Source organism: Actinomyces marseillensis (assembly GCF_900155605.1).
In the GTDB taxonomy this organism is placed as follows: domain Bacteria; phylum Actinomycetota; class Actinomycetes; order Actinomycetales; family Actinomycetaceae; genus Pauljensenia; species Pauljensenia marseillensis.
Genome location: NZ_LT707420.1, coordinates 1,234,842 through 1,260,139, shown reverse-complemented (window position 1 = coordinate 1,260,139; position 25,298 = coordinate 1,234,842). Strand labels below are relative to the sequence as shown.

Here is a 25,298-nt window from a genome sequence, read left to right as displayed (position 1 = left end):
CGTTTTCTACTCTCCTTCGGTATATCGAGCGAACAAAAAGCGTGGGATGCCAGCTAAATCACTGAAGGTTCGGACCTGAGTGAAGCCGCACTCACGCGCATATTCCCTCAAGGTCTGGGCTTGCGACGCCGAGTGCTCCATGGCTAAAAGGCCGTCTTTCACCAGCAAATCACGGCAACGGTCAATCAGTAGCTTGGGGATCTGTGTACCATCGTCCCCTCCCCCATAGAGCGCCACGGCCGGGTCACGCTGTGCTTCAGGCTGAGTCGGTGCCTCGTAGGATGGAACGTAGGGGGGATTGGTGACGAGAAGCGCAACTCTCCCACCTAGTTCCTTGAGCGTCGAGGCCTGGGTCGCGTCCCCATTGACGAGGCCGACGCTGGCGTGGGCGTGGGCGGCAACATTGCGCTGTGCAAAAGAAAACGCAGAGGGATCCACTTCAACTGCAGTCACGTGATGTTGTCCCTCGAGGCTCAAAGAAAGCGCAATTGCCGCCGATCCGCTGCACAGATCAACCCATTCCCCCTCTGGAATCCCTTCCTTCGAAATCAGCTCCAGAACGTGTTCAACGAGCATTTCTGTTTCGGGGCGAACGGTGAAGACCCCCTCGCCCGCGTCAAGCTTGAGTCCTCGAAAATACATCTGGCCAGTGACATGGGAACGAGGGATACGGCGTGCTCGCTTCATCACGGCAGTGCGGTAGCTGGCCTCGGCGATGGGAGAGACCTCAAGGGGTGCGCGAAGGAGAGAATCCACGCCCAGTGCCCACGCGAGAAGGTAGCGGGCCTCGGCTGCAGGTGAAGCTCCCCCACTGTCAGTTGAGAGTTCCTTAAGCTGAGCGCTCCCCCAAGTGAGGAGCTCAGATTGAGTGCTCATACATGCGCATCTGCAGATGCGAGGCGCTCGGCCTCGTCTGCGCTTTGGAGAGAAGCAATCACGGGATCAAGCGCGCCATCGAGAACCTGATCAAGGTTGTAGGCCTTAAAACCACTACGGTGGTCGGCGATGCGGTTCTCCGGGAAATTGTAGGTACGGACGCGCTCGGATCGGTCGACGGTGCGCACCTGGGAAAGACGCTGCGCAGAGGCTTCAGCTTCACGCTTAGCTTTGGCTTCAGCAGCCAATCGCGAGGCAAGAACACGCAGTGCTGCTTCTTTGTTTTGCAGCTGCGATTTCTCGTTCTGCATGGAGACGACGATTCCCGAAGGAAGGTGGGTGATACGCACCGCGGAATCGGTTGTGTTCACCGACTGACCGCCGGGACCTGATGAACGGTAGACATCGATTCGCAGGTCATTGGGGTCGATAACAATTTCGTCATCGACTTCGAGTTCGGGCATGACGAAGACACCGGCAGCGCTGGTATGGACGCGTCCCTGTGATTCGGTTACGGGAACGCGCTGGACTCGGTGTACTCCCCCTTCGTACTTCAGGTGTGCCCACACTCCTTCATCGGGAGTGGGGTTACCCGTTGCTCGCAGGGCAAGTGTAATTTCCTTATAACCGCCCAATTCGGTGTAGGTGGCGGATAGCTCGCTTGTCTTCCAGCCCTTCGAATCCGCGTAGCGCAGATACATTCTGGCAAGGTCAGCGGCAAAAAGCGCAGATTCTTCGCCACCTTCGCCGGCCTTGATTTCCAAGATCACGTCGCAGGCATCATCGGGATCTCGTGGAGCAAGAATCGAGAGGAGATGCTCGTGCGCAGACTTTTCTTCCTCTTCGAGCGCGGGGATTTCCTCTGCGAAAGAAGGATCATCTTCAGCAAGTTCTTGTGCTGCTTGAAGATCATCTCGCGCATGGCTGAGCTGATCGGCTGCTGCTTTAATGCGAGAAAGTTCAGCGTAGCGGCGGGAAACCTGCTTGAGAAGTGATGGGGAGGAAAGGACTTCAGGATCAGACATTCGCGTTTCAAGCTCTGTATATTCCTCGAGCAACGCATCTAATGCGGAGAATTCTTCTCCGAGAGCACTCATGACTGATCCTTCCCTAGACCTAATTCAAGGGTAGCTGTTGACACACGTCGGCGCCGACGACATCGTGTCGCCGGCGCCGACTGCGAGCTCACTTGGAGGGGCGCACGCGCTTTCCGTAACGCGCCTCGAAACGGGCGACACGGCCGCCGGTGTCAAGAATCTTCTGCTTGCCGGTGTAGAACGGGTGGCAAGCCGAGCACACGTCCACGCGCATCTCACCTGAGGTGAGGGTGGAACGGGTGTGGAACGTGTTACCGCACGTGCAGGTCACGACGGTGTCCACGTATTCGGGGTGAATGCCCTTCTTCATGGATATATCTCCTGGATCGTTTGGTGCCCCGGGTCCGAATCGCAGTGCCCATCGCATCTGGCGATGAGTCACCTTCCACTGAAAATCAGCGGGACGAAGCGGTGAAGCGGAAGCCGACATGACATTATGCCATGTCCTCCCCCATCATTGCCACGCCCACACCATTCGCTGAGCGTGAAATGGGCAATGATTGGGTGGCGAGTTCAGAAGGACGAGGACGATCCCGAACCGGAGAAGCCTCCGCCTGAACTTCCATAGCTTCCATCACTGGAATCACTGCTGTGCGTCCAGGTGTGAGCCGTGTTGTAGGTGTGCTGTTGGTACCACATCGACTGGTAAATATACGTATCCGATTCCCATCCGGGCATGCGGTAGCTTCCAAAAGCTATGGATTTCAGAGTGTCCGCACTCACCCCCGCGCTCTGGGTATTCAGGCGAATGGTTGAGGCAGGATCATAGGTATGAAGGGTGCCATTCAGGCGATACGAGCCCTTGTAACCGACCGTTGCGGCGCCATCGGATTTGTCCTGCATGGTTTCCCATTTTTCGTAGCGTTCTTGCCCGAGTTTGGTGGTATCAGCTTTGAGCGATGCCACGACAACGCCTTTGACCCAATTTCGAGTTTCATTCGCAATACGATCAAGTGTTTCCAAAGCGTTCACCGGGGTAACCGCGCCTTGACCGATTTGGTCCTTGAGCTGGACGATGAGTGCCTGCTGATCAACGATCCAACGGAGGATCTCTTCTTGGCCTCGCATTGCGTCGGGGGTTCCCATTTCTTTGCTCACCGAGGTGACGAGTTCCCCAAGCGCAGTCAGGTCCTCAATGACCGGGCCGATTTCCTTCATCCAGGCGTCGACCCATCCACTGCCGAGGTTAAAGAACTCAGAGGCAGAGAAAACTGTGTCATCAGTTGAATCCATTGAGCTGGTCAAACTGAGAAGAGTATCGGTTTTGTCCTTAAGAACAGCGCTGAAGTACTCCCAGAAACGGGGGGTTCCAATTTCCGCCCATTTCTCTTGAGCGATGCGGAAATTCGCTTCATATTCGGTGTAGCGCAGCTCAAGTTCATCGTGATACTTGCCGCTATCACCGATTAAAGCAAAAGCTCGCTCGGCTCGATTGTGGTCCGCCTGCACGTTTTCCCAATGCTCGCGCGCCTGACGCAAATTACGACGCGATTCGCGACGGAGCTTGAAGCCCTTCCATACGGTGACCAGACCTAAGAAAGAGACAAACCATGCGGGCCCGGGAGGAAGCTCTCCATCATATGTACTATTTCCATTCGCGTCTGGAACGTAGCGCGCTGCTTCTTTTGCAGCTTCGACCATTCCCGCACTCCAGCGCCCGGCCCGGAAATCATCTTTGGCGGCTTCTTGGATCTTGTCTTGTTTGCTGCTGGATACCTTGGTGTCTTCACCAAAGTACGTACCCACTTTTCGATAGCTCGGTGATACCGCGAGGATCACCAGGCCGTCAGCCCACTTGTTTCCGCTTGCCGAGAGCCATTCTTTATGAGAACTGCGCGCGTAGTTCAAGACCGCTTCATTGAAGTTACCAGTGGGCACAGTGTCGGTGGATAGAACCACAAGCTTCACCGGCTGCTTGAAGGGCACCTGCCCGAGCTCGCTTTGAAGACTCTGCCCGTTGATAGCGCCAAAGCTTGAGGTCTGATCATAGATTTCAACATTGGGATAGTACTGGTTAGCAGCACGCGCGGTTGAAATACTCGACATGACAATCGGGAAGAGCCACACAGCCGGAACAGAGAGCATGACGAGCAGCCCGCAAAGCATTCGCATCATGCCGCGCCTTGCAGTTGCCTTCTTCTTACCTGAAGGGTCGTCTCGAACAATCACTTGAGGCGTATCAGCCATAACCATCCCATTTCGTTGTCGACTAGTAGCAGAATAATGACCTCTCCTAGGTAGAACAAATGGGGCGAAAGACCACCCAGTCTTTCGCCCCACTCGTCGGTTATGCTCAATCTGCGGAAGGAACTTGCTTTTGAACCAGCATGAGGAATTCCGCATTCGATTGCGTTTCCTTCAAACGGTCCAAAACCGCTTCCAATGCACTTTGCTGATCCAAGGTGCCCAGGACTCGACGCAGTTTCCACATGATGCGCAGTTCTTCGGGCTTGAGCAGCATCTCTTCGCGACGGGTTCCCGAAGCGTTGATATCAATAGCCGGGAAGATTCGACGGTCAGCGAGCTGACGCGAGAGACGCAGTTCCATGTTGCCCGTGCCCTTGAACTCCTCGAAGATCACTTCATCCATCTTCGAACCGGTCTCAACCAGTGCCGAGGCAATAATGGTCAGCGATCCACCTTCACGCAGATTGCGTGCTCCGCCAAAGAACTTCTTCGGGGGGTACAGCGCAGAAGCATCAACACCACCGGAAAGGATACGACCCGAGGCCGGCGCAGCCAGGTTGTAGGCGCGAGAAAGCCTGGTGATGGAGTCGAGAAGAACGACGACATCTTGACCGAGCTCGACCAAGCGTTTGGCTCGTTCGATCGCCAGTTCTGCGACGATCGCGTGATCCGAGGCGGGACGATCAAAGGTCGAGGCGATGACCTCACCCTTGACGATAGAACGCATATCAGTCACTTCTTCAGGGCGCTCATCCACCAGAACAACCATGAGGTGTACCTCGGGGTTATTCAGCTCAATTGCCTTGGCGATCTGCTGAATGACCATGGTCTTACCGGCCTTCGGCGGCGAGACAATCAGGCCACGCTGCCCCTTACCAATAGGGGCAACCAAATCGATGACGCGAGGAGTAAAGGCCTTAGCGGAAGTCTCCATGCGTAGCTGCTGATCTGGGTAGATCGGGGTGAGCTTGGAAAACTCGCGACGCGCCTGCGCATCCTCGATGCTCATACCGTTGACGGAGTCAACGCGAACCAGTGCGTTGTACTTCTGGCGTTGCCGTTCTCCCTCACGAGGCTGACGGACGGCACCTGCGACAGCATCACCGGGGCGCAGTCCCCAACGACGCACATTACCCAAGGTCACGTAGACATCATTGGGCCCAGGCAGGTAACCCGAGGTGCGCACGAAAGCATGGTTTTCTTGAACATCCAAGATTCCCGCAATCGGTGCGAGGTTTTCTTCCGAGGCCTGCGCTGCGGTTTCACGGCGTTCACCGCGTTCACCACGATCGCCTCGTTCGCGACGGGATTCGCGACCTTCGCGGCCACGCCCACGGCGACGTCCTTCACGATCGCGACGCGAGCGCTCACGTGATTCAGGATCATCGCTATCGGGAAGCGAAATTTCAATGTGCTGGCCGGGGACCAAATCTTCCTCTTCACGCTGAGTGGGAGCAGGAAGATCCAGTGTCACGGTCGGGGGCTCAGCTGCTTCACTGGAGACGACGCGGCGACGGCGGCTCTTACGCGGAAGGCTTGCTTCACGCGAGGAACGCTCTTCGGATGCAGTTTCCTGCACCGAAGCCTCGGGAAGCTCAATGCTTACCTGCGGGGCTTCGCTGGCCTCTTCACGCACCGCGCGGCGACGCCGTGGAGCGGAAGCTTCTGGACTGCTGCTTTGGGCAGCGCTAATTGCCTCGATGAGCTGGGGCTTGCGCATGGCAGAAACGCCCTTGAGGCCCAATTCAGTGGCCATAGCTTTGAGTTCCACCAACTTCAGTCGCGAAAGTTCGCGCTCTTGGGTGGTCACATCGTTGCTCAACTGGTAATCCTCACATGCATGGCCCATTGAAAGGCCAGGTGAACTTCTCAATCAACATGAGATCAATAAAAGACACATTCCAACAGGAATATGGAAGAGCGAAGGATTTCCTTCAGTGCGATAGTAGCAAGTCGCTCACGTTTTCTCACTACTTTTCACGACAGAGTCCATCAGTGTGCGCGCTAAATCACACAAACACTCGCCCATCGTCAATCTTTGAAAGATTACCCCGAGTAATCTGCACACCAGACTTTGCCAACTTGAGAGGCAAAACCTTCCAACCGGCAGCCTGAGCATCAGCCTGGACCTTCGGATCGATACTTTCCAAACTGAGAACTGTCGGTCCAGCCCCCGAGATCACAGCCGCTTTACCCGCACCGCGAAGCCACGTCACTAGAGCATGCGAAGGTTGCATGGATTGCCGACGATAGTCCTGATGGAGACGGTCTTCTGTCGCAGCCATGAGCAAGTCATGCACATCATGTCCCGCACCAATCACGCGCGTCTGCCCACCCAAGACTGCGGCCAAAATTCCAGCCCTTGAAAGATTGAACTTCGCATCGGTGAAAGGAACCTGTTCAGGTAAAACAGCCCGTGCCTTCGACGTTGCCAGCTCAAAGTCAGGAATAAAAGCGACCGGGTCAATCGGAGACTCTCCCGACACATGCACCATTCCGGGCGCCCCATCATCATCCATCCACGACACCGTGACGCCGCCCGAAATAGCGGGGGCAACATTATCGGGATGACCTTCAATGTCCGTTGCGATCGCAAGAATATCTTCAGCAGTCAGAGCGTCTGGATCGCCGATGAGGGCGCGCGCCAGCCCAAGCCCAGCAACAATTGCCGACGCAGACGAACCCAGGCCTCGGGAATGAGGAATACGGTTCGTGCAGTGCATCTGGATCCCGACCTGGGCAACTCCAGCGGCCTCGAGCCCCATTCGAAGCGAGCGAACAACCAAATGGTCTTCGCCCTCATCAAGGACCCCAGCGCCTTCACCCTCGATCGCGACATGCGTCGGACCTGCGGTGGCATGGACACTGACTTGATCCCACAGGTCTAAGGCAAGACCAAAAGAATCAAAACCCGGTCCGAGATTCGCCGAAGTTGCTGGAACACGAACAGCAACGAAGTCTTGGGTGATGCGCATGGAGGGTCACTTTCCAGATTTTAGATATCCAGCATAGGGAAGATTACGGGCGGAGTGAGCACGTCACACGCACTTTGAAGGGCATCGACGAGGCCGTGGGCACGGTCTCGAGAAATAGACTGAGTACGTAGCGTGACGACTTGCTCCCCCTCAGTATCGCCCTTCACAACATCAAGACTGCACAGCGACACTTCACGAGAGGCACAAACGCCCGCAATCGTTTCGCACACACTAGCGCCCTGGCGCACACCGAGACGAATAATAAAGGGCGAAGCAACGCTCCACTCAGAGGCAAGGACGACGTTGCTTTCCTCTTCGAGACGCAGCGCCCCCTGACCATCAATGCGGTCGCGGGCGGCGGAAACAATGTCCCCAAGAACCGCCGAGGCCGTGGGGTAACCACCCGCCCCCAAGCCAAGGAAGGCAAGCGTACCGGCAGCTTCAGCATCAACATAGACACCGTTTGCGGGACCATGAAGCGAGGCAAAGGCATGATCGGAAGGAACGAAAGTCGGTTCCACCCCAAGAGCCAATACCCGCTCCCCTACTTCATCCCTCAGTTGCGCACGCGCCACAAGCTTGACCACACACCCCTGCTCGGCGGCAAAAGCGATGTCATCGGTCGACAAAGCCGTAATACCCTGCCTTGGAACAGAATCGACACTGACCCAGCGACCGAAAGACAAGGAGGACATGATCGCGCATTTCGCGGAGGCATCGTAGCTTTCAACGTCTGCACTTGGGTCTGCTTCAGCAAAGCCAAATTCTTGGGCCTGAGTCAGGGCCTCGTTGTAGTCAGCACCACGCGTCGTCATCGCGTCGAGAATGAAGTTCGTCGTACCATTCACAACTCCCGCAATCTGACGCACTCGATCTCCGCATAAAGAGCTGGAGAGCGCACGGATCACCGGAATTGCTCCCGCAACCGCGGCCTCGAAATACAGGCGAGTATTGGCCTGACGAGCAGCTTCAAAAAGCTCTGGACCGCGCGAGGCAATCAACGCCTTGTTTCCTGTAACAACAGCAGTTCCTTTGCGCAGGGCTGCCATCACGTAGTCAAAGGCCGGTTCGACACCGCCGATCAATTCGACAACAATATCTTTTCCATCGATCACTGCATACGGATCCGTTGACAAGCGTTCCGAGGCGATGGGAAAAGCGCGCTTGGCCTCGAGACGACGAACGAGCACAGATTCGACATCAAGACGCACTCCTAGGCGTCGCTCGTATTCATCCGCCCATTGGTCGAGCAAATGAATCACGTGGCCACCCACTGTGCCTGCTCCGAGGACACCAATACGAATCGGCGTAGCTGCGCTCATTTTTCCCCCTGCATCAGGTGTCTCGCACGCATCCATGCGGACTTTTCTTTCCTTGACCTGCGATGAGTCTACTGTGCCAAGCTCTCCCCCACGGGTGTCAACAAGTACTTTGAGATACGCAACTTTCAATCACCTCACCTGAGGGACTTTTGTCCTACACTCGTAGTGACCGGAGCGACAAAAGTCCCAGATTGTTAGACACCGCATATGGGCGAAACGTGCATAAAGATGCTGTCCGTGCATCAAGTGAGGGAGACTATTACCAGATGCCCAACACGGCACCAAAGATGAGGCCGAGCCTCATTAACCGGAGGTTTTCAGCCTGAAAGCCACGGCAACCGAGAAGAGGGAAAATGACTGATCAGCAGACCGCCGACGTCACTACCGACGCATGGGACGGTTTTGTTAGGGGCCACTGGTCCGAAGAAATCGACGTGCGTGACTTCATTCAGCGCAACTACACCCCTTACGAAGGAGATGCCTCCTTCCTCGCCGGGCCGACGGAAAAGACCCTGCGCGTGTGGGAAACCCTTGAAAAGAACTACCTGTCGGAGGAACGTAAGGTTCGCATCCTCGATGTTGACACCCACACCCCCGCAGATATTGATGCTTTCAAGCCCGGCTACATCAGCGAGGACGACGATGTGATCGTCGGTCTGCAGACCGACGCTCCGCTCAAGCGTGCGATGATGCCCAATGGCGGCTGGCGCATGGTTGAGACAGCCATCAAGGAAGCTGGTAAGGAAGTTGACCCCGAGGTCAAGAAGATCTTTACCCAGTACCGCAAGACCCACAATGATGCCGTCTTCGATATCTACACTCCTCGCATTCGTGCAGCGCGTTCCTCGCACATCATCACCGGCCTTCCGGACGCATACGGCCGTGGCCGCATCATTGGTGACTACCGCCGCGTCGCGCTCTACGGTGTCGATTACCTGATCGAGCAGAAGCAGAAGGACAAGGATCGCTACGCAGATCAGCCTTTCTCCGAGCACTGGGCACGCTACCGCGAAGAGCACTCAGAGCAGATTAAGGCTCTGAAGAAGCTCAAGAAGATGGCAGCCGATTACGGCTATGACATCTCCGGTCCCGCTCGTAACGCTCACGAAGCAGTGCAGTGGACCTACTTCGGCTACTTGGCATCCGTGAAGTCTCAGGATGGCGCCGCGATGTCCATCGGCCGTCTCTCCGCATTCTTCGACTGCTACTTCGAACGCGATCTGAAGAACGGTACCCTGACCGAGCTCGATGCCCAGGAAATCATTGACTCCCTGGTTATTAAGCTGCGTATTACCCGCTTCCTGCGCACCATCGATTACGATCAGATCTTCTCCGGTGACCCCTACTGGGCAACTTGGTCGGATGCCGGCTTCGGCGAAGACGGTCGTACTCTGGTCACCAAGACCGCCTTCCGTCTGCTCCAGACCCTGCGCAACCTCGGCCCCGCACCTGAGCCGAACATCACCATCTTCTGGGATGAGAAGCTCCCCAAGGGCTACAAGGAATTCTGCGCACTGATCTCCATCGAGACCTCCTCGATCCAGTACGAATCCGATGAGCAGATTCGTGAGCACTGGGGCGACGACGCCGCCATCGCATGCTGCGTCTCCCCCATGCGTGTCGGCAAGCAGATGCAGTTCTTCGGTGCCCGCGTGAACTCTGCAAAGGCTCTCCTCTACGCCATCAACGGTGGCCGCGATGAGATGAGCGGAAAGCAGGTCATGGAAGGCTACGAGCCCATTAAGGGTGACGGCCCGCTCGACTTCGACGAGGTCTGGGCAAAGTACGAAGAGATGCTGGACTGGGTTGTCGGAACCTACGTCGAGGCTCTGAACATCATCCACTACTGCCACGATCGTTACGCATACGAGGCAGTTGAGATGGCTTTGCACGACTCGGAGATCATCCGCACCATGGGCTGCGGCATTGCCGGCCTGTCCATCGTTGCCGACTCCCTGTCTGCAATCAAGTACGCAAAGGTCTACCCGATCCGCGATGAAACCGGACTAGTCGTTGACTACCGCACCGAGGGTGACTTCCCGACCTACGGTAACGACGATGACCGCGCAGATGACATTGCAGCAACCGTCGTTCACACCATCATGGATAAGATCCGCGCGATCCCCATGTACCGTGACGCGATCCCGACCCAGTCGGTGCTGACCATTACCTCGAACGTTGTTTACGGTAAGGCAACCGGTTCCTTCCCCTCGGGCCACCAGAAGGGCACCCCCTTCGCCCCCGGCGCAAACCCGGAAAACGGCATCGATACGCACGGCATGGTTGCCTCCATGCTTTCCGTTGCCAAGCTCGACTACAACGACGCGCTGGACGGTATCTCGTTGACCAACACCATTACCCCCCAGGGTCTTGGTCGTACCCGCGACGAGCAGATCACCAACCTGGTGGGCATCCTCGATGCAGGCTTCGTTCCTGACGATTCCTGCTGCGTCGATGCAACCAAGGGCTACTGATAGAAACAAGTCTTAGGCAAACGGAACACCGCTTGTCTATCCGGCCCCACCCGGAAGAATAGGAGAAATGAAATGGCAACTAAGACCTACGAAGAGCGTCTTGCTTCCATGAAGGCCGCCCGCGAAGAGCGTGAGGAAGGCGCTGGTCTGTACCACGCCAACATCAACGTTCTCGACCAGGCAACCCTCGAGGACGCAATGGAGCACCCCGAGAACTACCCGAACCTGACCGTTCGCGTCTCGGGCTACGCAGTGAACTTCGTTAAGCTCACCCGCGAGCAGCAGCTGGACGTGCTTTCCCGCACCTTCCACCACTCTGCCTGAGAGTAGCTTGACTGAATGGGGCGCTGGCCGCAGGGCCCGCGCCCCATTCGCTTTCTCAGCCCACTGACGAAATTTTTTCCGTACCTTGATCGTTCTTCCCCATAAGAACGTCAACGGCACACCCCACGGAGTACACGATGACCATGACATTGAGTGACACTGATCTTCTTCGCGATCAAGACTTTCAGGCACCCCTAGCTCGCACAGCTGGCCAGGGCGTCGAAGGCCTCGAAGAATTGACCGATCTAGAGCGCTCAGACCGCCTCGCTCGCATGCGCGAAGGCACCCTGGGGTCAATTCACTCGTGGGAATTGGTCACTGCCGTCGATGGACCCGGAACCCGGATGACGGTCTTTTTGAACGGCTGTCCCCTGCGCTGCCTCTACTGCCACAATCCTGATACCTTCCTTATGAAGGACGGCGCTCCCATTTCAGATGTCGAGCTGCTCAACAAGATTCGTCGCTACCGCCGCGTATTTAAGGCAACAAATGGTGGTATCACACTATCTGGTGGCGAAGTATTGATGCAGCCTGCTTTTGCCAAGCGCATTATCTTAGGCACGAAGGAAATGGGAATCCACACCTGCATCGATACCTCAGGTTATCTTGGCGCCAACTGCGACGAAGAGATGCTGGACAACCTTGATCTTGTCCTACTCGACGTCAAGTCCGGCTTCCCGGAGACCTACAAGGAGGTCACAGGACGAGACCTGCAGCCAACTATCGACTTCGGCGACCGAATTGCCGAGCGCGGTGGACCAACGCGCATGTGGATCCGATTCGTTCTGGTTCCCGGCCTGACAGACGACCCCGAGAACATCCACAAGGTCGGAGAGATCGTTCAGCGCTGGACGAACGTTATCGACCGCGTTGAGGTGCTTCCTTTCCACCAGCTCGGTTCCGACAAATGGAAGAGCTTGGGACTCGAATACAAATTGGAAGATACGAAGCCCCCGTCGCCCGAGGCCACCGAAAAGGTCCGCGAATACTTCCGCTCTCTAGGCTTCGAAGTCCACTGAGTAGCACCGTAAATATTTGGGCCACTGCACCAGCGTTTGACGCTTGGCAGTGGCCCAAAGTTTATGAGGTCTAGCCTTAAATCGAGGTTTCGAGGGCTGACTGGCGGTCTTCGTCTTCTCGCAGTTCACGGATAACACGCGCTGGATTGCCCACGGCAAGGCTGCGGGGCGGAATCGAACGCGTCACAACTGCACCAGCTCCAATAACACTGTCATGGCCGATTGTGACGCCTTGACATACCGTCACACCGCTGGCCAACCACACATTGTCTTCGATGACGATGGGTTCGGCACTCTCCCATCCCTCGCGACGCGGACCATCTTCCAATGGGTGAATTGGTGTGAGCAGCTGACAATTCGGACCAATGAGAACATCATTACCAATGCGTATCTCCGCGACATCAAGTGCAGTTAACCCGTAATTCGCCCAGACTCCTTCACCGATATGAATGTTGATTCCATAATCGACGCGGAAGGGCGGACGAATCGTCACTCGATGTCCTACACTGCCCAAGACTTGCTCAAGCAGATAGTGCGCGATATCGGGATCTTCTGGCAAGGCGGCTTCATAGAGTTTAAGAAGACGTTGAGCGCGTCTGTTGACCTCAGACATCTTCGGATCATCACCGATATACCAATCCCCTGCGATCATGCGTTCCCAATTGCTTCGCCCATCAGCTTGGAAAGCACCGTGATCGCGGTTCATGAATGAAGTCCTTCCCTCAGCATTCCTAAGAGCAGTTCAAAAGAATAGCGGTCTGAACGCGGGTCTTCGGGATGCCACTGGACACCCACAATGGGAGCATTCAGGTCTTCCACGGCCTCGATCGTGCCATCGGGGCTGCTCGCAATCGAGCGCAGTCCAGTGGCCAGGCAGTCGATCGCCTGGTGGTGAGCAGAACTCACCGTAAGCTCATGACCAAAACCCGCTCGGGCTAAAGAAGACTCGTCTTCGACAATGACCTGATGACGAGTAAAACGGTGATCATCCAAGAGCGTCGGGCTTTCATGTCCCTCCATATCTTGAATGAGCGTTCCACCGTAAGCGACATTGATGACTTGGTGTCCCCTGCAGATACCGAGAAGAGGAAGCTGACGCTCTCGGCACTGCAGAACCAATTCGATTTGTCTGCGGTCGCCATCTGGCCAGTGCTGACCTTCACGGGGGTAGCCGGTTTCCATGCCGTAGAACTCAGGATGGACATCGGGGCCGCCGAGGAGAATCACCGCATCAATCCCCTCCACGATCTCGGACACAGGCCGAGGATCGCTATCGGCGATATGAAGGTGAACATCCCACGAGCTAATCGCTTGGGAAAGTACGCTTCCCTGAAGGGCTTCGAGCAGCGATTGCTCGCGAGACGTTGGACGGTGATCGGTCAAGGCACTGACCAGAAGGCGAGGGCGAGTCATCACGTCTCCTTTGAGATGAACCTTAGGCGAGGGTTCCCATCGGATCCCATGCGGGCAATACGATCGGATCCTTGTCCAGACTTGCTGCCAGCTCTGCAGGCAAGGCGCTCTTACGAACGACGACCTCAAACACATTGTCCGTGAACCACTGGTCATCCATCGTGAAGAAGCCTGAGTCACCCGGCTCCTCACCCCAGGAATTCTCAACCCTCCACGCACGAGGCGCGCCGGCCTCGTCAAGGTCAACGCCGGTAAAGAGCATTGCATGATCCATCGCGGATTCTCCCGAACGAACACGCTCGAGCTTGGTCGAGGAGAAGTCAACTCCGAACAGTCGATCATAGTCATGGATTCCCGTCACGAAGAAGCCAAGACCACGGTCATAAGGCTGAGAGACATCGGCACCGAACCAGACGGGCTCACCTGCAACGATCTGCTCGGCAGCGATGCGCTTGATTGCATCGATGGGAGCGTTGAGGTAACGAATCGGACGGCCGCCCACGACATTGCCCAAGTGCTCAACGGTTTCCATCGAGCCCTTCGGATTTTCGGGACGCGGGTCATCGACCAAGCAGATGTAGTCGCTCAGGTCAACGCCCACGTGTGCCTCATAGAATTCATGAGGTGTCACCTCGCCATCGCGATGGAAATTCCCTTCATCATCGCGCCACTGCCAGTTAAAGCGTGCGGGCGGCTCACCCAAGGAAACAACCAAGATCTTCCAAACATCGGCAAGGATTTCGCGGCGCTTTGCATCGATCTCTTCTGTATCTGCTCCGCCAGCAATGGCCTCGCGCAAACGAAGCGCACCCACACGAAGAACCGCACACAAACGTGCGTTCATGGGATGAGAGTTGGTCGAAGCCTCGCTCTCGGGCATAACTTCCTTGGGAACCAGACCGTACTTCATGTAGATCGACGCAGCCATATCCCACTGACCACCATCACCCAAGACGTCGGCAAGCAGGAACTGCACGAGGCGACCGTCGACGGGCTCGTCAGCAGTTGCGATGATGTCGGTGAGGAACCAGTTGGCGCGCTCAAACTTGTCCCAGAAGAAGACGTAGCTCTGGGAGAACTCGAAGTTCTTTACGCCCAGGCTCACGCGCGCTCGCGAGCGCAGCAAATTCAGCGAGGAGAAAAGCCAGCAACGGCCTGACTTCTTCTGCGAAGTGGCCTTCCACTCATCGAGGCGGTGCGAGATCGCTGTCGTCGTGTGCTGGATAGCTTCACGGTTCAGCGATGCTGTTTCGATTCCCATTTGAGTCGCGGCGTTCCTCGCCAAGGCGAGTTCATCCGCGTGTGCGTGGCGGAGGTCGTCAACGAGTCCCTTCGTAATTTCAGGCATGTCAATCCTCTCGTGTGTCCTGATTATCAGCGCCATTGCTTTCTTCATAGTACGCGTATCGGCAGATCGTGAAGGTATTTGTCCATGATCGAGGCGTTTTTGTATTGCGCATTCGAACACGGGCCTGAAGTCTTATCGCATCCTCGCTGAGCGCCCCTAAACTAGTGGAGTCAGCGTGGAAGGGCCACGCAGGTGTCACAGCGAGGTGCACAATGTCTCTCCATGCTTCCGGCCGCGAATTTTCCTGCGAAGTCGGGGACTATGCGCTCAGTGTCGTCAGCGTCGGCGCTGGGATTTCTTCATTCAAGTGGCGCGGACGCGATTTGCTCTTCCCTCATAACGTCGCCGAAGTTGCTCCCGGTTGGTCCGGAAAGGTACTTCTCCCGTGGCCCAACCGTATTGCCGATGGACGCTACACCTGGGATGGAAAGGAATATCTTCTTCCGATCAACGATCGCGGGACCGGCACCGCCTTGCATGGACTGGCTGGATGGGTTCCTTGGGAGTTTGTTGATGCGACGGCCTCGCACGTGGTCCTAGAGGCTTTTATTGCCGCCCAGGAAGGCTATCCGTGGCCGCTGAGCGCACGCCTCGATCTTCATCTTGATGCCGAAAAGGGACTCAGCATCGATATTTCCGCCAAAAACCTAGGGGACTCCCCCGCGCCCTATGGTTCTTCTCTTCACCCTTATCTTCTTGCGGCAAGCAGCGTGAATGAATGCACCCTGCGCTCACCGGCTTCGACAATCGTCGTGACGGATCAAAATCTCCTCCCCACCGCTATCGAAGCAGTTCACGATGCCTATGATTTCCGTGCTGCCCACAAGATTGGCGACCTGTTCATCGATCATTGCTTCGGGGGCCTTGAAGGACAGTGGGAAGTTCGACTAACAGACGATGAGGGCAAAGGCGTTTCTTTGTCCTCGAATACGCCCTGGGTCCAACTCCACACTGCGGATGCTCTTGGGCGCCCCGGTTTAGCGGTCGAGCCTATGACATGCCCGCCCGACGCTTTTAACTCGGGTATCGATGTCGTTTCTCTGGCCCCGGGTCAAAGGCATCGTTTATCAATGTCCATCCGCGGCCTGTGAAGCTTCGTGCGATACTGATGCGGTGTTGACCTTTCAGGAAGCGATTGCGAGCGGAGCGGACCTTCCCGTCCACACCTTGCTCCCTGAGTTTTCCGAAGCTTTCACTCCGGGCAGTGTTTCCATTGTTTCTGCGAGTGCGGGAAGTGGTAAAACAACGCTCATCCCTCTTGCCTGCGCGGATCTCATCACGAGTGGAGAACGCGTGATTGTGTGCTCTCCACGGCGAATGAGTGCACGCTCGTGCGCACGGCGCCTCGCGAGCCTACTCAAAGACCGCCTCGGCAATCTCGTGGGCTTCAGCGTGCGTGGGCAAAGTCAACGCAGCAGGGAAACACGCATTGAATTCGTGACCCCGGGAGTGCTCGCGCGAATGATTCATTCTGACCCAGGGCTTGACGGGATCGGATGTGTCGTCCTCGACGAATTCCACGAACGAGCTGTCGATAGCGACCTGTCTTTGGCGTTTCTCATCGATATCCGCTCTCTATTGCGCGAAGACTTGCGTTTAGTTGTCATGTCCGCAACCATCGATGACGCTGCCCTGGGAAAGCTTCTTGGCGATCTTCCTTCGCGTTTCTTTGAACTCAAACGTGAGTTATTCCCCGTTTCGATCCGCTGGGAGGCACCGCCGCGCGGGATTGAGGTCTTCCAGGGAGAGCGAATCAGCCGCGGTTTCTTGCGTCATGTCGCTTCTCTGGCTCGAGATTGCCTCGACACTTATCCCGGCGATATCTTGGTTTTTCTTCCGGGAGTGTGGGAGATCGAAAGGGTGTGTGAGTTCCTCGACGACGCCGATGCACAGGTCATTCCTCTGCATGCTCAGCTTTCTCCCGCCCGGCAAGATGAGGTCTTTTCGCCGTCCAATGAACGACGAATCATCGTCTCTTCGGCTATTGCAGAGAGTGCGTTGACCGTGCCCGGAGTGCAAATTGTCATCGATTCAACCCTGAGCCGTCAGACTCGTTTCTCCCCTTCCCGCGAGGCAAGCACATTGGTGACGATCCCCTCGCCTCGTTCCTCAATGATCCAGCGTGCGGGACGCGCGGGACGAGTGGGTCCGGGCGTGTGCATCCGCGCGATGGAGGAATCTACCTGGTCTATGCGTCCAGCCCATCCTTCCCCCGAAATCACCGACTGCGATCCGCTTCCTCCACTTCTTTCGGTTGCGTGTTGGTCGCGTGCGGACTTCTCCTGTTTGCATCTTCTTGATACCCCGAGCGCGGGCTACGAAGCCTATGCGCGCACCTCCCTTCAAGCCCTAGGCGCGATTGACGAGGCCGGGCTTGCCCTTCCCCACGGCCGCGAGTTGGTCCTTGCCCCCGTTGATCCTCGAATCGCACACGCCTTGAGTGCGCTTCAGGGGAGTATTCCAAGCGGTATCGCAGCCATGTGCGCGGCGCTTGTATCTGAAGATCTTCGACCGCAAGGCGCTGATTTGTTCAGCGCTGTCTATTCTCTTTCCCCTTCGAGCCCTCAGGGAAAACGAGTTGAAGAATCAGCTGCACGTTTAGCTTCCGGTATTCGCCCTCACCTCGATGCGGATACAAAGCAGGCACTTTCGCAGGCGCTACCGCTTTTTGTTGCCTTCGCGTATCCCTTGCGGATTGCACGTAAACGAGCACAGAGCAGGCGGTATCTGCTGGCCTCCGGACAGGGAGCCAGCCTTCCTCCCTCTTCTTCTTTAGAAGGTAGCGAGTGGATTGCGATCGCCGAGCTTCAATCTGCGGGTAATGCGGATGCCATTATCCGTTCAGCCCTGCCCATTGACAGTGACGATGTAGATCTGGCGGCTTCACACCTGCGTGAGAAAACCTCACAGTTACGTATCGACAATGGCGTAATTATTGGCTTTGAGGAAGAAAAACTGGGGGCCATCGTGCTCTCTAGTACGCGTTTGTCTTCCCCTGACCGATCTGAGATACGCGAGGTGGCACGGCGAAGTCTTGAGGAAATGAGCGTCAGCGATCTTCCGTGGGATGACAATGCAAAACAGCTTCGTATGAGGATTATGGCGTGTCACAAACTCATCGGTGATCCCTGGCCGCCGCTCGATGACGCCCATATCATTCCTGCATGCATTGATCACTTGAGCGAGCAGTGGAGTGCGGGAGTGGCCTTTTCTCAGCTTGACCTGAGCGAGGCCTTGAATGCGCTGCTCCCCTGGCCGCTCAATATGGATCTTGAGCGAGAGGCGCCACAGCAGATCACGATTCCTACGGGTGCTCATCGAAGCGTGAAGTGGGATGAAGACGGAGCCTATGTACGCTTGCGTGTCCAAGAGGCCTTCGGCTGGACCGATACTCCACATTTTGTTCGAGGGCGTCTTCCGCTTCGCGTTGAGCTAACTGATCCGGCAGGCCGCCCCGTTGCGATTACAAGCGATCTTGCCTCTTTTTGGAAGGGGCCCTACCAGCAGGTCCGTTCTCAGCTTCGAGGGAGATACCCCAAGCATCATTGGCCTGAAGATCCCTTCTCTGTAGCCCCGACGTCGCGGACAAAACGCCACAGCACTCATTCTTAGTGATTCCCCTCACCTTCCTACGAAACAGGGAATGCCCTGCCATTCATGTCGTTGAAGTGGATGAAGTGGGCCTTGATAGATGGAAGGACAGGCCATGGAGAACTTTGATCTCATCGTTGTTGGCGGCGGTAAGGCCGGCAAATCTCTGGCAATGAACCGCGCGAAACAGGGATGGAAGGTCGCGCTCATTGAACGGCAGTTCATCGGCGGTACCTGCATTAACGTGGCGTGTATCCCCACAAAGTCCCTCGTTGCTTCGGCTCGTCGCCTCGACGAGGCTCGCAATGATTCTGTCTTCGGTGTCGAAGGGACTGGGAACGTCCACATCGACCTTGAGAAGCTGCGCGCGCACAAGAATGGCATTGTCTCAGCGATGATCGCCGCGCATGAAAAGTTCTTCTCTGCCCCCGGGATCGATTTCATGCGTGGAAGCGCCAGGCTTCTCGATGCGCACAGCGTCGAAGTTGTCATGGAAGACGGTACGACACGCCAGCTCCACTCCGACAAAGTCCTTCTCAACCTCGGAACACGCCCCGCGCACCCTCCGATTCCAGGCCTGTGGGAAGCAGGCGCATGGGATAGCGAAGACATCCTCCGCCTCGAAGAAATCCCTTCCTCGTTGGCAATCATTGGCGGTGGATACATCGGCGTCGAGTTCGCCTCGATGATGGCAACCTTCGGTTCGCAGGTCACTGTGATCGCTTCGGGCGAGCATATTCTCGATCGCGAGGACCCCGATATCGCTGCGATCTACCAGGATGTGCTCAGCAAGCAGGGCGTGACTGTCCTCACCGGTGCCCGCGCACAGTCGGCTGAAAAGGACGGCGACACCATCCGAATTGACCTCTCTGATGGGCGCGAAGTCATCGCCGAGCGCGTATTGGTTGCGGCAGGGCGCGTTCCCAACACCGATGGCATTGGCCTTGCCGAGGCCGGGATTCGCCTGAGTGAGCGAGGCTTCATCGAGGTTGACGATCACTTGCGCACCCCCGTTGAGGGCGTATGGGCAGCAGGTGACTGCGCGGGAACCCCGATGTTCACCCACGCCTCGTGGAACGACTACCGCATTATCCGCGAGCAGATGGACGGAGTTTCCCTGGATGACCCGCGAACCTCGAAGGCTGGTCGAGTGATCCCCTGGGCACTCTTTGCTCATCCCGAGCTGGGCCGTATTGGTATCAACGAAACCGAAGCCACGCAGCGCGGTCTTGATGTTCTTGTCGCTTCGATTGACACGGCTGCGATTCCTCGAGCAAAGACTATGCGCGATACAACTGGAAAGTGGAAGGCGATCGTTGATGCGCATACCCACAAGATTTTGGGAGCTACCCTTGTAGGCCCCCAATCGGGTGAAGTTATTACTGCGGTTCAAGTTGCAATGGAAGCAGGACTAACCTACGAGCAGCTTCGCATGCTTCCCATCGCACACCCGACCATGAGCGAGGGACTCAACATCCTCTTTGATTCTCTTGCCTAATTTAAGCCCGATGCCCAGGGAATCTGCTCCTGTCGAAGGCTGAAACAAGTTGGCCCCGCAGTTTCGAATGAAACTGCGGGGCCAACGGCGTCTTTCCAACTACCTTCACATACGCTCGGGAGCCGCAACACCGAGAAGGTCCAGGCCACTACGCAGTACCTGGGCAACAGCATCATTGAGCCACAAGCGTGCAACGTGGCCTTCATCCACCGGGTCTTCCCCGCGAGGAGTGACACGGCACTGGCCATACCACGTGTGGTAGGCGGCTGCGAGCTGCTCGAGGTAACGCGCAACGCGGTGCGGTTCACGCAAGTCAGCAGCCTGAGCAACCTGCGCAGGGAACTGCGCAAGCACTCCGAGAAGGTCACTATCAGCTGCGGTATCGAGTGCTGCAGGATTGAAACCAGCCTCGCGGCTCACACCGTGTTCGGCAGCATTACGCGCAACATTTTGGGTGCGAGCATGCGCATACTGCACGTAGTACACAGGGTTCTCATTCGTATTCGATCCCAAGAGATCCAGATCGATATCGAGGTTTGAATCCATTGAGACACGAACAAGCGCATAGCGAGCAGCATCCACACCCACAGCGTCGACAAGATCGTCAAGGGTGACAATGGTTCCAGCGCGCTTGGACATGCGGACAGGGACGCCGTCCTTCACCAAGTTCACCATCTGTCCGATAAGGATCTGCATGTTGACGCCCGGTTTATCACCGAAAGCCTCACACATTGCCATCATTCGACCAATGTAGCCGTGGTGGTCAGCGCCCAAGAGATAGATCGCAACGTCGGCGCCACGGTGACGCTTATCAAGGTAGTAGGCAACGTCGCCGGCGAAGTAAGCGGCCTGGCCATCAGACTTGATGAGCACACGGTCCTTGTCGTCTCCGTAGGAGGTTGTCCGCAGCCACACGGCTCCGTCTTGATCAAAAACCTCACCACGCTTGCGCAAGGTCTCGATTGCTGCATCAACTGCACCGGAATTATGCAGTGAGTCCTCATGGAAGAAGACATCGAACTCAGAACGGAAATCGCGCAGACGCTGCTTGATCTCATCGAACATCAGCTCAACACCACGCGCACGGAATGCCTCAACGGCTTCTTCTTCGGGAAGCGTGACCGGATCAGGCTCTCCTGCCGCGACCGCATCTTCGCGTACCTGGGCAGCGATATCAGCGATGTACTGGCCGCCATAACCATCTTCAGGAGCTTCATGTCCCATCGCGCGCGCGTAGAGCGAACGCGCGAAGCGATCAATCTGCGAGCCATGATCGTTGAAGTAGTACTCGCGGGTTACCTTCGCACCCGTTGCCTTCATCAAGCGCGCGAGAGAGTCACCGACGGCTGCCCAACGCGCACCGCCCAAGTGAACCGGACCGGTCGGGTTAGCGGAGACATACTCCAGGTTAATGTGCAGTCCCTTCATGGACTCACCGCGGCCGAAAGCACCACCGGCGTCGACGATAGTGCGGGCAAGTTCGCCCGCAGAAGCTGCAGCAAGACGAATATTAATAAAACCGGGACCGGCGATTTCGGCACTGTCAATGCCCTCGAGTTCGTTGAGACCGCTGACAAGGATCTGTGCAAAGTCACGCGGATTCATCCCAGCTTTTTTGGCGAGCTGCATAGCGATATTGCTTGCCCAGTCGCCGTGATCTCTATTTCGAGGACGCTCAACCTTCACTGTGTCGGGGACGTCGGCAGGATCGAGAGACAGATGTCCCTGAGCGATCTCGGCGAGCAATAAATCATGAATATGGGATGCAAGTTCTTCTGGAGTCACTATTTAAGGGTAATAGTTTGCCTTGCACCTGTGCCACACGCATTGATCTGTGACAGCTCACAAAATAGTGGAGTAAAGTTCGGTTATACGAAGATTGACAAGCGTCGGGGGAACAATGGCAAGCGGGCACCGTCTCAAACAACATCGGCTTTTTGCACTCATGGGGCCTGCATTCATCGCCGCAATCGCCTACGTCGATCCCGGAAACGTCGCCGCGAATATTACAGCTGGCGCGCGCTACGGCTACCTTTTGGTCTGGGTTCTTGTCCTATCCAATATCGCAGCGATGCTTGTTCAATATCTCTCTGCAAAGCTCGGAATCGTCACCGGACAGTCTCTTCCTGCTCTCTTGGGAAGTCGCCTTCGCCCCCGCAACCGCATCCTTTTCTGGCTCCAAGCTGAGCTCGTTGCAGCGGCAACGGACCTTGCGGAAGTCATCGGCGGAGCTATCGCTCTCAACCTTCTCTTCGGCATTCCGCTCCTATGGTCGGGCGTCATCATCGGCGCTGCATCCATCGTGATCTTGCTCTTCCAAGGACGCCGTCAAAACATCTTCGAAGCAGTCATCATCGGGATGCTCGTTGTCATCACAGCCGGATTCCTTGCAGGACTCTTCTTCGCTCCCCCACAGTGGTCGGAAGTAGCCTCGGGGCTGATCCCACGCTTCAAGGGTTCCGATTCGATCTTGGTTGCCGCATCCATGCTTGGCGCGACGGTCATGCCTCACGCGATTTACTTGCACTCATCCTTAGTCAATGACCACCACACCGATCCTGAGGTTGAGCACCCCCACAAGAGAGCGCTCCTTCGAGCAACACGCCACGATATTTTGTGGGCACTGAGCATTGCGGGAATCGTGAACATCGGCCTGCTCCTTCTTGCGGCATCTGCACTATCCGGAGTTGAAGGAACAGACACAATCGAGGGTGCCTACCACGCGATCGCACACGCATTGGGTCCAACGGTTTCAACAATTTTTGCACTCGGTCTTCTGGCTTCGGGCTTGGCCTCGACTTCAGTTGGCGCCTACGCGGGTTCTGAAATCATGAACGGACTCCTCCACGTGAACGTCCCCCTTCTAGCGCGCAGACTCGTCACCATTATTCCGGCGCTCATCATCTTGGGAATGGGGGCAGAACCGACCTGGGCCTTAGTCCTTTCTCAGGTCGCCTTGTCCTTTGGAATTCCCTTTGCGATCGTTCCCCTCATGCGACTGACCCGATCCAAAGAAGTCATGGGCGAGTACGCGAATAAGCCGCTGACAATCACAGTGGCTTCCGTGATTGCAGCGGCAATTATTCTGCTCAATATTCTTCTTGCTTACCTAACCATCACCGGTCAGGGCTAGAGGATCTATCAGTAGGCATCCATGACGGCGATGCGACGCTTGTGACGCTCATCTTCGCTGAAGGGCGTCGACAGGAAGGTCAGAACAAAACGCGTGGCATCTTCGAGGGAATGCTGGCGAGCGCCAACGGAAATGACATTGGCATTGTTGTGCTCGCGAGCAAGAACCGCGATCTCTTCATTCCACACCAGAGCCGCACGAACTCCCTTGACGAGGTTTGCAGCCATCTGCTCACCGTTTCCAGAGCCTCCAATGACAACGCCCAGAGAGCCCGGTTCAGCGGCGACGCCTTCGGCCGCTGCAATGCACATCTGAGGGTAGTCATCATTGGGGTCATAGCTAGTTGCACCATGGTCCACGACTTCGTAGCCGGCATCGCGCAGAACGCCTACCAGATGTTCCTTGAGTTCAAAACCTGCATGATCAGTCGCAATATGAACGCGCATATGAAGTTCCATTCGATTGTGAGGACTGCGAACCCCTACATGATAGGGGGTAGCCAGCCTTAAAGACTAGCGTTTGAGCTGGGGCTAAAGACTGATAAACTGACGTAGTTGCCCCGATAGCTCAGTGGATAGAGCGTTCGCCTCCGGAGCGAAAGGTCGCAGGTTCGAATCCTGTTCGGGGCACTTTTCGCGCCGCAATAATTGAGCGCACTAAAAGCACTGCGAACCATGCTGCAAAAAGCAGAGCGTCCACCCGCGGAGACAACACCGAGGCACACCAAGCACCCACTGGAACTGCGCATACCGCAGCGACGCCCACCGTCAGTGCTGGCCCCAAGTACAGGAGGCCTCGGCGATAGTTCGTGAAGGTCCCGCTTAGCGCACCCGGGAGCATGACGACCATAGAGACCCCGCGCGCGCCCAGGTCAGACATTCCCAGCAAAGTCAGCCCCGGAACTGCAACTGCTCCCCCACCGATTCCAAGTAGCCCCGCGAGGAAACCACAGATTAGCCCGATGGCGACCAGAGCGCAGGCAATCGCAACGCTCATGGTGAGCACGCCCTCACGTGCGGGAACGTAGAAGACCTGAAGCGCGATCAGCGTCAGGATGAAGGCAACGAAGCACCAGCGCAAAGCCACTTCACGCATACGCGCGAGCAGCCACGTTCCTCCCTGCACGCCGATGAGCATTCCAATCGTCATCAACAATGCCGGAACCCAGGCAATGCGCCCCGACCAGGAGTAGGAGATGACTCCCGACAAACACGTGGGGACAATTGCAAGAAGACTTGAAGCCGAGGCCTGACGCTGGGAAAACCCCACCGCCATGAGCGCAGGGACAATGACCGTCCCACCGCCAATCCCAAACATTCCCGAAAGAAAACCAGCGAAGAGCCCCGCAATAATCAGGATCAGGGCATTTCGCGTTGCCTGTGACATCCGTCCTCCTTGTACCCTCCATTTTAAGCGTGATAGATGCCCCATAACCGCATGCAAAGACACTCAGTGCCACCCATGCACCCATGTCCTAGGATGAATATGGCAGGTTGCCGCATAGCTTTTACGTCAAGGAGTTGCCTTGGAATACCCCTTGTGGTCACTTATTCCATTCGTCACGATGCTCGCTTGCATCGCTGTTTTGCCGTTAATCCCTGCAACCTCGCACTGGTGGGAACGCAATTCCAGCCAGCTGACGGTTGCACTAGTCTTGGCGATCCCGACGACCGCCTGGATGTTCTGGAAAGCCGGAAGCGCTCCGCTCATTGACACGGGAATTGAGTATTTCCAATTCATCTGCCTTTTGTTTTCGCTCTACGTGGTCTCGGGCGGTATTCACCTCGCCGGCGACATTCGGGCAACTCCCCGGAACAACACGATTTTCTTGGTAATTGGCGGCGTTCTAGCATCTTTCATTGGAACAACCGGCGCGGCAATGCTGTTGATCCGTCCCCTGCTTGCCACCAACCGCGAGCGTGTGAACAAGGTCCACACCGTCCTCTTTACGATCTTCATCGTGGCCAACTGCGGCGGTTTGCTGACCCCTCTGGGCGACCCGCCGCTCTTCCTCGGTTTCTTGAACGGTGTCCCCTTCACG

20 protein-coding genes, 1 tRNA gene and 1 pseudogene are annotated in these 25,298 nt (G+C 56.4%); 9 read left to right on the top strand and 13 right to left on the bottom strand.

Translation table 11 applies throughout. The features are described 5' to 3' along the window. Positions 1–6 precede the first annotated feature (6 nt). The 7 genes from BQ8011_RS05505 to BQ8011_RS05475 all read right to left on the bottom strand — a co-directional run bounded on the left by BQ8011_RS05505 (position 7) and on the right by BQ8011_RS05475 (position 8,457). Positions 7–876, bottom strand: coding sequence for a N5-glutamine methyltransferase family protein (locus BQ8011_RS05505; RefSeq protein ID WP_072455498.1), 870 nt, complete (start codon positions 874–876; stop codon positions 7–9). Then, on the bottom strand, positions 873–1,973 hold the full coding sequence (gene prfA, locus BQ8011_RS05500) for a peptide chain release factor 1 (protein WP_072455496.1): 1,101 nt from the start codon (positions 1,971–1,973) through the stop codon (positions 873–875). Before prfA ends, BQ8011_RS05505 begins: the two co-directional genes overlap by 4 nt. 88 nt (positions 1,974–2,061) lie before the next feature. Then, a complete protein-coding gene (gene rpmE, locus BQ8011_RS05495; RefSeq protein WP_034502888.1) occupies positions 2,062–2,283 on the bottom strand; it encodes a 50S ribosomal protein L31 in 222 nt (73 codons plus the stop codon). Positions 2,284–2,486: 203 nt separating this feature from the next. Further along, complete coding sequence (locus tag BQ8011_RS05490; protein WP_083429995.1) at positions 2,487–4,160, bottom strand: DUF5129 domain-containing protein; 1,674 nt, start codon at positions 4,158–4,160, stop codon at positions 2,487–2,489. Positions 4,161–4,266: 106 nt separating this feature from the next. Then, positions 4,267–5,916 (bottom strand): transcription termination factor Rho, encoded by a 1,650-nt coding sequence (gene rho / locus BQ8011_RS05485; protein WP_231945378.1) that lies wholly within the window; start codon positions 5,914–5,916, stop codon positions 4,267–4,269. Between the two features lie 253 nt (positions 5,917–6,169). Further along, positions 6,170–7,135, bottom strand: coding sequence for a homoserine kinase (gene thrB, locus BQ8011_RS05480; protein WP_072455494.1), 966 nt, complete (start codon positions 7,133–7,135; stop codon positions 6,170–6,172). 20 nt (positions 7,136–7,155) lie between these two features. Continuing rightward, positions 7,156–8,457, bottom strand: coding sequence for a homoserine dehydrogenase (locus tag BQ8011_RS05475; protein ID WP_072457678.1), 1,302 nt, complete (start codon positions 8,455–8,457; stop codon positions 7,156–7,158). A gap of 353 nt (positions 8,458–8,810) precedes the next feature. Between BQ8011_RS05475 and pflB the strand changes: the two genes are divergently transcribed. The 3 genes from pflB to pflA all read left to right on the top strand — a co-directional run bounded on the left by pflB (position 8,811) and on the right by pflA (position 12,274). Next, on the top strand, positions 8,811–10,931 hold the full coding sequence (gene pflB / locus BQ8011_RS05470; protein ID WP_072455492.1) for a formate C-acetyltransferase: 2,121 nt from the start codon (positions 8,811–8,813) through the stop codon (positions 10,929–10,931). Positions 10,932–11,003: 72 nt separating this feature from the next. Beyond that, complete coding sequence (gene grcA2, locus BQ8011_RS05465) at positions 11,004–11,255, top strand: autonomous glycyl radical cofactor GrcA2 (protein WP_009409237.1); 252 nt, start codon at positions 11,004–11,006, stop codon at positions 11,253–11,255. Between the two features lie 137 nt (positions 11,256–11,392). Beyond that, complete coding sequence (gene pflA, locus BQ8011_RS05460; protein WP_072455490.1) at positions 11,393–12,274, top strand: pyruvate formate-lyase-activating protein; 882 nt, start codon at positions 11,393–11,395, stop codon at positions 12,272–12,274. 76 nt (positions 12,275–12,350) lie between these two features. Here the strand turns inward: pflA and BQ8011_RS05455 are convergent, their stop codons facing one another. From BQ8011_RS05455 to BQ8011_RS05445, 3 genes are read right to left on the bottom strand one after another with little or no spacing between them, the layout of a single operon-like run. Then, complete coding sequence (locus tag BQ8011_RS05455) at positions 12,351–12,980, bottom strand: sugar O-acetyltransferase (protein WP_072455488.1); 630 nt, start codon at positions 12,978–12,980, stop codon at positions 12,351–12,353. Further along, positions 12,977–13,687 (bottom strand): gamma-glutamyl-gamma-aminobutyrate hydrolase family protein, encoded by a 711-nt coding sequence (locus BQ8011_RS05450; RefSeq protein WP_072455486.1) that lies wholly within the window; start codon positions 13,685–13,687, stop codon positions 12,977–12,979. Before BQ8011_RS05450 ends, BQ8011_RS05455 begins: the two co-directional genes overlap by 4 nt. 22 nt (positions 13,688–13,709) lie before the next feature. Further along, positions 13,710–15,035, bottom strand: a complete 1,326-nt coding sequence (locus BQ8011_RS05445) for a C1 family peptidase (RefSeq protein ID WP_072455484.1) — start codon at positions 15,033–15,035, stop codon at positions 13,710–13,712. A gap of 212 nt (positions 15,036–15,247) precedes the next feature. On the opposite strand from BQ8011_RS05445, the gene BQ8011_RS05440 reads away from it, so the two are divergent. The 3 genes from BQ8011_RS05440 (at position 15,248) to BQ8011_RS05430 (ending at position 20,124) form a co-directional block, all read left to right on the top strand. Beyond that, positions 15,248–16,126, top strand: coding sequence for an aldose-1-epimerase (locus BQ8011_RS05440; protein WP_072455482.1), 879 nt, complete (start codon positions 15,248–15,250; stop codon positions 16,124–16,126). Between the two features lie 22 nt (positions 16,127–16,148). Continuing rightward, complete coding sequence (hrpB, locus tag BQ8011_RS05435; protein ID WP_072455480.1) at positions 16,149–18,647, top strand: ATP-dependent helicase HrpB; 2,499 nt, start codon at positions 16,149–16,151, stop codon at positions 18,645–18,647. Positions 18,648–18,726: 79 nt separating this feature from the next. Further along, on the top strand, positions 18,727–20,124 hold the full coding sequence (locus BQ8011_RS05430; protein WP_072455478.1) for a dihydrolipoyl dehydrogenase family protein: 1,398 nt from the start codon (positions 18,727–18,729) through the stop codon (positions 20,122–20,124). A gap of 105 nt (positions 20,125–20,229) precedes the next feature. Here BQ8011_RS05430 and argS read toward each other — a convergent pair whose 3' ends face one another. Beyond that, positions 20,230–21,909 (bottom strand): arginine--tRNA ligase, encoded by a 1,680-nt coding sequence (gene argS / locus BQ8011_RS05425; protein ID WP_072455476.1) that lies wholly within the window; start codon positions 21,907–21,909, stop codon positions 20,230–20,232. A gap of 115 nt (positions 21,910–22,024) precedes the next feature. Here argS and BQ8011_RS05420 point away from each other — a divergent pair, with 115 nt between their 5' ends. Continuing rightward, positions 22,025–23,257: an Nramp family divalent metal transporter gene (locus BQ8011_RS05420; protein WP_072455474.1), complete on the top strand. Its 1,233-nt coding sequence runs from the start codon at positions 22,025–22,027 to the stop codon at positions 23,255–23,257. A gap of 8 nt (positions 23,258–23,265) precedes the next feature. Here BQ8011_RS05420 and BQ8011_RS05415 read toward each other — a convergent pair whose 3' ends face one another. Continuing rightward, entirely contained in the window at positions 23,266–23,703 is a 438-nt protein-coding gene (locus tag BQ8011_RS05415; protein WP_072455472.1) for a ribose-5-phosphate isomerase, read from the bottom strand. Between the two features lie 110 nt (positions 23,704–23,813). On the opposite strand from BQ8011_RS05415, the gene BQ8011_RS05410 reads away from it, so the two are divergent. Next, positions 23,814–23,886: transfer RNA gene (locus BQ8011_RS05410), tRNA-Arg, on the top strand. A 40-nt stretch (positions 23,887–23,926) separates the two neighbouring features. On the opposite strand, the pseudogene BQ8011_RS09305 reads toward BQ8011_RS05410, so the two are convergent. Continuing rightward, positions 23,927–24,643, bottom strand: a pseudogene (locus BQ8011_RS09305) (sulfite exporter TauE/SafE family protein); the annotation flags it as partial. Positions 24,644–24,782: 139 nt separating this feature from the next. Between BQ8011_RS09305 and BQ8011_RS05400 the strand changes: the two are divergent. Then, the coding region (locus tag BQ8011_RS05400; protein ID WP_200801139.1) for a sodium:proton antiporter at positions 24,783–25,298 on the top strand (516 nt) is incomplete at its 3' end.

Excerpts from the sequence above, each read along its gene's own strand:
- BQ8011_RS05505 (WP_072455498.1), bottom strand. The coding sequence starts at position 876 with ATGAGCACTCAATCTGAGCTCCTCACTTGGGGGAGCGCTCAGCTTAAG.
- prfA (WP_072455496.1), bottom strand. The coding sequence starts at position 1,973 with ATGAGTGCTCTCGGAGAAGAATTCTCCGCATTAGATGCGTTGCTCGAG.
- rpmE (WP_034502888.1), bottom strand. The coding sequence starts at position 2,283 with ATGAAGAAGGGCATTCACCCCGAATACGTGGACACCGTCGTGACCTGC.
- BQ8011_RS05490 (WP_083429995.1), bottom strand. The coding sequence starts at position 4,160 with ATGGCTGATACGCCTCAAGTGATTGTTCGAGACGACCCTTCAGGTAAG.
- rho (WP_231945378.1), bottom strand. The coding sequence starts at position 5,916 with ATGGCCACTGAATTGGGCCTCAAGGGCGTTTCTGCCATGCGCAAGCCC.
- thrB (WP_072455494.1), bottom strand. The coding sequence starts at position 7,135 with ATGCGCATCACCCAAGACTTCGTTGCTGTTCGTGTTCCAGCAACTTCG.
- BQ8011_RS05475 (WP_072457678.1), bottom strand. The coding sequence starts at position 8,457 with ATGAGCGCAGCTACGCCGATTCGTATTGGTGTCCTCGGAGCAGGCACA.
- pflB (WP_072455492.1), top strand. The coding sequence starts at position 8,811 with ATGACTGATCAGCAGACCGCCGACGTCACTACCGACGCATGGGACGGT.
- grcA2 (WP_009409237.1), top strand. The coding sequence starts at position 11,004 with ATGGCAACTAAGACCTACGAAGAGCGTCTTGCTTCCATGAAGGCCGCC.
- pflA (WP_072455490.1), top strand. The coding sequence starts at position 11,393 with ATGACCATGACATTGAGTGACACTGATCTTCTTCGCGATCAAGACTTT.
- BQ8011_RS05455 (WP_072455488.1), bottom strand. The coding sequence starts at position 12,980 with ATGAACCGCGATCACGGTGCTTTCCAAGCTGATGGGCGAAGCAATTGG.
- BQ8011_RS05450 (WP_072455486.1), bottom strand. The coding sequence starts at position 13,687 with ATGACTCGCCCTCGCCTTCTGGTCAGTGCCTTGACCGATCACCGTCCA.
- BQ8011_RS05445 (WP_072455484.1), bottom strand. The coding sequence starts at position 15,035 with ATGCCTGAAATTACGAAGGGACTCGTTGACGACCTCCGCCACGCACAC.
- BQ8011_RS05440 (WP_072455482.1), top strand. The coding sequence starts at position 15,248 with ATGTCTCTCCATGCTTCCGGCCGCGAATTTTCCTGCGAAGTCGGGGAC.
- BQ8011_RS05430 (WP_072455478.1), top strand. The coding sequence starts at position 18,727 with ATGGAAGGACAGGCCATGGAGAACTTTGATCTCATCGTTGTTGGCGGC.
- BQ8011_RS05420 (WP_072455474.1), top strand. The coding sequence starts at position 22,025 with ATGGCAAGCGGGCACCGTCTCAAACAACATCGGCTTTTTGCACTCATG.
- BQ8011_RS05415 (WP_072455472.1), bottom strand. The coding sequence starts at position 23,703 with ATGCGCGTTCATATTGCGACTGATCATGCAGGTTTTGAACTCAAGGAA.